The 6,210-nt window shown below is 69.3% G+C and carries 4 protein-coding genes; 3 read left to right on the forward strand and 1 reads right to left on the reverse strand.

Annotated elements, in window-relative coordinates; translation table 11 throughout:
- Nucleotides 1–912 (reverse strand): FHA domain-containing protein (locus A5709_RS15555; protein WP_156768067.1); only part of this gene is annotated, 912 nt, incomplete at its 3' end.
- 199 nt (nucleotides 913–1,111) lie between these two features.
- Between A5709_RS15555 and A5709_RS15560 the strand changes: the two genes are divergently transcribed.
- The 3 genes from A5709_RS15560 to A5709_RS15570 form a co-directional block, all read left to right on the forward strand.
- Nucleotides 1,112–3,157: a serine/threonine-protein kinase gene (locus A5709_RS15560; RefSeq protein WP_068120657.1), complete on the forward strand. Its 2,046-nt coding sequence runs from the start codon at nucleotides 1,112–1,114 to the stop codon at nucleotides 3,155–3,157.
- A 159-nt stretch (nucleotides 3,158–3,316) separates the two neighbouring features.
- Nucleotides 3,317–5,476 carry an excinuclease ABC subunit UvrB gene (gene uvrB, locus A5709_RS15565; RefSeq protein ID WP_068120659.1) on the forward strand — a complete coding sequence of 720 codons (2,160 nt, stop codon included), beginning with the start codon at nucleotides 3,317–3,319 and terminating at the stop codon, nucleotides 5,474–5,476.
- A gap of 57 nt (nucleotides 5,477–5,533) precedes the next feature.
- Nucleotides 5,534–6,210 (forward strand): MFS transporter (locus tag A5709_RS15570; RefSeq protein WP_156768068.1); only part of this gene is annotated, 677 nt, incomplete at its 3' end.

A 6,210-nucleotide genomic window follows, 5' to 3' on the forward strand; every position in this document is an offset into this window, starting at 1 on the left:
GACGAGGTCGACGTTGCCGATGGTGACGACGTCGTCGTCGGACAGGATCGCCGACCCGACCCGGGTGCCGTTGACGAACGTTCCGTTGATGCTGTTGTCCCGGATTTCGGTGCCCAGCGGCGTCCGCACCAACGTCGCATGCCGCCGTGAGGCCAACACGTCGGAGACCACGATGTCGTTCTCCGCGGCGCGCCCGATCGTCATGGCGCCCGGGCTGCCCGCGGCGGCCGACGAGCGCGGTGAAAGCAACTTCACAAACCGCGTAGCGAGGTTCGACACGTCGGCCGTCTTGGCGTCGACCACGGTGAGTTCGGCGGGCGGCGTCGCGACCGGCTGAGGCGCCGGGGCGTGCACGACGGTCAGCTCGTCGGGTGGTGTGCCGCGCGGCACGTTCGGGGGCGGCGGTGGCGCCTGGTGTTGCGGCGAAATCGGCTGCCTGTGCGGTGAATTCGGCGGTCTCGCCGGCCTGGGCGGCAGCGGTCGCGGCCGGACCGGCGGCCGCGTGGGATTCGTCCGCTCGGGAAGCGCCGACCACGCCAGCGTCGGCGGACCGGCCTCGGGGCTCGGCCGTGTCCTGCCCGGCCGGTTGGTGTAGCCCTGCTGCGGTCCGACGGCGAACGTCAGCCGGGGTCCGCGCGGATTGCCGACGTGAATGCTCTGGCCGTCGTGGATGTCGATGACCGGCATCCGGTAGCCGTTGAGATAGGTGCCGTTCAGCGACCCGTTGTCTATTGCCAGCCAGCGGCCCTGGTCGAAACGCAGGATCAGGTGTGCACGCGAGATCCGTGGATCGGCGATCCGCACGTCGGCCTCGACGTCGCGACCGATGACCACCTCGTGGCCGGCCGCGAAGGATCGTTGGGACCCGTCGTGCCTAATCGTCAGGATGGGCGGGGCGGGTCGAGTCACCACTCAAGTATCGGTGCGCCCGGTGAGTGGTCTCTATTGGGATCGCCTGTGATTTCGCTATGTTTCGAGGCCGCCACTCATAACCGGTTCATAGCTTGCGGAGACGAATGCCCCACCGCGATCCGGCATGATCTAGACGTAAGGGGGTGCAGGCCCAATCGCGAAGCCCTGATGGGCGAAGGACGAGGGGGCGAAGCCATAGATGGATGAACACAAGGGGACTACCCGGCGCATCGGCGCCGGGCGGCGGCTGCTGAGCAACCCGCGAAAGGCCGGTGCGGCGGTGCGCGCGGGTTTTCAGTCGCTGCCCGCGGTGACGATCTCACATTTGTTCCGCCGCGTTCCTCCGGTCAGCTCGACCCCGAGCGTCGAGCCCGGGGCCGCGCGGCAGGCCGACGGGTCCCGCCCGTCGATAACCGGCGGGGCACCGTTCGCGGGCTACACGATCCTGCGGCAGCTGGGCGCCGGGGGCATGGCCGAGGTGTATCTGGCACTGCACCCCCGGTTGCCGCGTCGCGACGTGATCAAGGTGCTGGCGGAGGCGGTCACGGCCGATCCCGAATTCCGCGAAAGGTTCAACCGCGAGGCCGACCTCGCCGCGACGCTGTGGCATCCCCACATCGTCGGCGTGCACGACCGCGGCGAATTCAACGGCCACCTCTGGATTTCCATGGACTACGTCGAGGGCACCGACGCCTCCCGGCTGGTGAAAGAGCGCTATCACGACGGGATGCCGATCCGGGAGGTGTGCGGCATCGTCCAGGCCGTCGCGGGCGCCCTCGACTACGCCCACGACCGCGGGCTGCTGCACCGCGACGTCAAACCGGCCAACATCCTGCTCACCCATCCGGAAGGCGGGGAACGCCGAATCCTGTTGGCGGACTTCGGTGTCGCGCGTCACCTGGGCGACATCAGCGGGATCACCGAGACCAATGTCGCGGTGGGGACGGTGGCCTATGCCGCCCCAGAACAGTTGACGGGATCCAACATCGACGGGCGGGCGGACCAATACGCCTTGGCCGCAACGGCTTTCCATCTACTCACCGGCACGCCGCCGTTTCAGCACTCGAATCCGATCGCGGTGATCAGCCAGCACCTGCACGAGGAGCCGCCCCGGCTCAGCGATTACCGCCCGGAGCTGGCGCATCTCGATGAGGTGTTCCGCCGGGCCCTGGCCAAGCGGCCAGGGGACAGGTTCGAGCGGTGCCGCGCGTTTGCCGCCGCCGTCAGCGAGCGGTCTGACGACGTCGCCGAAGCCGGTCCCCGAACCGCGGCGTTGACGGCCGGGCAGCGCGGCCCGCGCGCCGTCGCGGCGGCGATGAACCACCGGTTCTCCGCACGGGCGCGGTGGGCGGTCGGGCTGGTGTGCGCGATGCTCATCGCCGTGGCAGCCACCTGGTCGGTGCTGTACTCGTTCGAGCCGGACGCCCCGCCGGGCAACCCGGCCCTCGCGTCGAAGCCGTCCGTCCCCGCGCCGAGTGCCGCGCCGGCCGGCCCCGGCGGACCGGTGCTCAACGGGAGCTACAAACTGGACTACGACCAGAGCAAGCGGACCACCAACGGCGTCGCCATCCGCCACGACGGCCCGGCCACCGGCTGGTGGGCCTTCCGTTCGGCGTGCACCGCCAGCGGATGCGCGGCCACCGGGACCCGGCTGGACAACGCCACCCACCAAGCGGCCGACGGGGGCAAGACGGACACGCTGCACTTCGTCGGCGGCTACTGGCAGGGCGCCCCCCAGCAGGACCGGCTGAGCTGCACCCAACCCAACAGCCAGATCGGGGCCACCCAGCAGGAGACCCTGGCCTGGTCGCTGGCGCCCCAGGCCGACGGCACCCTGCGCGGCACCGTGACCGAGACCGTGCTCAGCAACGAGTGCGGCGCCCAGGGCGCGGTGGTGCGGGTGCCGGTGGTGGCGACCCGGGTCGGCGACGTGCCGGCCGGCGTGAACCTGAGCGACCCCGCCCAGGCCATCAGCACCTCGACGGCCGCGTCGGCCCCGGCGCCGCCAGTGCTCGGCGGGTTGTGCGGCGACACCGGCAAGCTGGCCTACGACCCCACCAACAGCGAGCAGATCGTCTGCGAGGGCAACAGCTGGGCCAAGGCGCCGATCACCATGGGCGTGCACGCCTCCGGCAGCTCGTGCGACCGGCCCGGCACTTCGGTGTTCGCGATGACCACCTCGAACGACGGCTATCTGCTGCAGTGCGACCCCGTCACCCGGACCTGGACGCGTCCCGCGGGATAGCGGCTGTCGGAACCAATGGGCGCTTCTCGGATTTGATATCGCCCGCGCTATCGAGTTCGGGAATCGTCTTGTCCTTCCAACTCGGTGGCTCATGTGACGGATGTGGCTGCGCTCGCCCGGCACGGGACACTTGTCGGTGGACGGTTCTACCCTGGTGGCATGGCTTTCGCCACGGAACATCCGGTACTCGCCCATTCGGAATACCGCGCGGTCGACGAGGTCGTGCGCGTGGGCGGCCACTTCGAGGTGGTCAGCCCGCACGCGCCCGCCGGCGACCAGCCGGCCGCCATCGACGAGCTGGAACGCCGCATCAGGGCGGGGGAGCGCGACGTTGTGCTGCTCGGCGCCACCGGCACGGGGAAGTCGGCCACCACCGCGTGGCTCATCGAGCGGCTGCAGCGGCCCACGCTGGTCATGGCGCCGAACAAGACGCTGGCCGCCCAGCTGGCCAATGAACTGCGAGAGATGTTGCCGCACAACGCGGTTGAGTACTTCGTCTCGTACTACGACTACTACCAGCCCGAGGCGTACATCGCGCAGACCGACACCTACATCGAGAAGGACAGCTCGATCAACGACGACGTGGAGCGGCTGAGGCACTCCGCGACGTCGTCGCTGCTGTCGCGGCGCGACGTCGTCGTGGTGGCGTCGGTGTCGTGCATCTACGGCCTGGGCACGCCCCAGTCGTATCTGGACCGCTCCGTGGAACTGCGCGTGGGCACCGAGGTGCCCCGCGACGCGCTGCTGCGGTTGCTGGTCGACGTGCAGTACACCCGCAACGACCTGTCCTTCACCCGCGGCTCGTTCCGGGTGCGCGGCGACACCGTCGAGATCATCCCGTCCTACGAGGAGCTGGCGGTGCGCATCGAGTTCTTCGGAGACGAGGTCGAGGCGCTGTACTATCTGCACCCGCTGACCGGCGACGTGATCCGGCAGGTCGACTCGCTGCGGATCTTCCCGGCGACGCACTACGTCGCCGGGCCGGAGCGGATGGCCCACGCGATCTCCACGATCGAGGAGGAGCTGGCCGCGCGGCTGGCCGAGCTGGAGGGCCAGGGCAAGCTGCTGGAGGCGCAGCGGCTGCGGATGCGCACCAACTACGACATCGAGATGATGCGTCAGGTCGGCTTCTGCTCGGGCATCGAGAACTACTCGCGGCACATCGACGGTCGCGGCCCTGGCTCGCCGCCGGCGACCCTGCTGGACTACTTCCCGGACGACTTCCTGCTCGTCATCGACGAGTCGCACGTCACGGTGCCGCAGATCGGCGGCATGTACGAGGGCGACATGTCCCGCAAGCGCAACCTGGTCGAATACGGCTTCCGGCTGCCGTCGGCGTGCGATAACCGGCCGCTGACGTGGGAGGAGTTCGCCGACCGGATCGGGCAGACGGTGTACCTGTCGGCCACGCCCGGCCCGTACGAACTCAGCCAGGCCGGCGGCGAGTTCGTCGAGCAGGTGATCCGGCCGACCGGATTAGTGGACCCGAAGGTGGTGGTCAAGCCGACCAAGGGACAGATCGACGACCTGATCGGGGAGATCCGCAAGCGCACCGAGGCCGACGAGCGGGTGCTGGTCACGACGCTGACCAAGAAGATGGCCGAAGACCTGACCGACTACCTGCTGGAGATGGGCATCCGGGTGCGCTACCTGCACTCCGAGGTCGACACCCTGCGCCGGGTGGAACTCCTGCGCCAGCTGCGGCTGGGCGACTACGACGTCCTCGTCGGCATCAACCTGCTCCGCGAGGGTCTGGACCTCCCCGAGGTGTCGTTGGTGGCGATCCTGGACGCCGACAAGGAAGGCTTCCTGCGGTCCTCGCGCAGCCTGATCCAGACCATCGGCCGGGCCGCCCGCAACGTCTCCGGCGAAGTGCACATGTACGCGGACTCCATCACGGACTCGATGAAGGAGGCGATCGACGAGACCGAACGGCGGAGGGCCAAGCAGATCGCCTACAACGAGGCCCACGGCATCGACCCGCAGCCGCTGCGCAAGAAGATCGCCGACATCCTCGACCAGGTCTATCGCGAGGCCGACGACACGGAAACGGTGGGGATCGGCGGCTCCGGACGCAACTCCTCCCGGGGACGGCGCGCCCAGGGCGAGCCGGGCCGCGCCGTCAGCGCCGGCGTGTTCGAGGGCCGCGACACGACCAGCATGCCGCGCGCCGAACTGGCCGACCTGATCAAGGACCTCACCGAGCAGATGATGGCCGCAGCGCGGGACTTGCAGTTCGAGCTGGCCGCGCGCTTCCGCGACGAGATCGCCGACCTCAAGAAGGAACTGCGGGGGATGGACGCCGCCGGCCTGAAATGAGTTTGCTGGCAGCGGATCTCGGATCGTCACTCTCGCGACACCCCATACGGTAGAGGGGTGACCGACACCGCGACCGTCACCGGCGGCTGGGATCAGCTGCTGGGAGCCAGGTACCTGAGGACTTCCATCCTGCTGGCCGGCGGAGTGGCCCTGTACGCCACCAACGAGTTCCTGACCACCAGCTTGTTGCCGAACACCATCGCCGAAATCGGCGGCAGCCGGCTGTACGCCTGGGTGACGACTTTGTACCTGGTCGGGTCGGTGGTGGCCGCGGCGATGGTCAATCCGATGCTGCTGCGCGCGGGGGCGCGCTCGTCCTACCTGACCGGACTCGCCGTGTTCGGTGTCTCCAGCCTGGTTTGCGCGGCGGCGCCGAACATGCAGGTTTTGATAGCTGGGCGTGCCCTGCAGGGCGTGGCCGGTGGGCTGCTGGCCGGCCTCGGGTACGCCGTGATCAATTCCGCCCTGCCGCGCGTGCTGTGGACGCGTGGCTCGGCACTGGTGTCGGCGATGTGGGGCGTGGCGACGGTGGTCGGCCCCACGACGGGTGGCCTGTTCGCGCAGCTCGGCCTGTGGCGCTGGGCCTTCGTGGCGATGGCGGTGCTCACGGGCCTGATGGCCATGTTGGTGCCGGTCGCGCTGGCCCGCGTCGAGCCCAGCACCGCCATCCCGTCGAAGAAGGTGCCGGTGCGGTCGCTGCTGCTGATCGGTGCGGCGGCACTGGCGGTCAGCGT

This window comes from Mycobacterium sp. E1386 (genome assembly GCF_001672745.1).
GTDB lineage: Bacteria > Actinomycetota > Actinomycetes > Mycobacteriales > Mycobacteriaceae > Mycobacterium.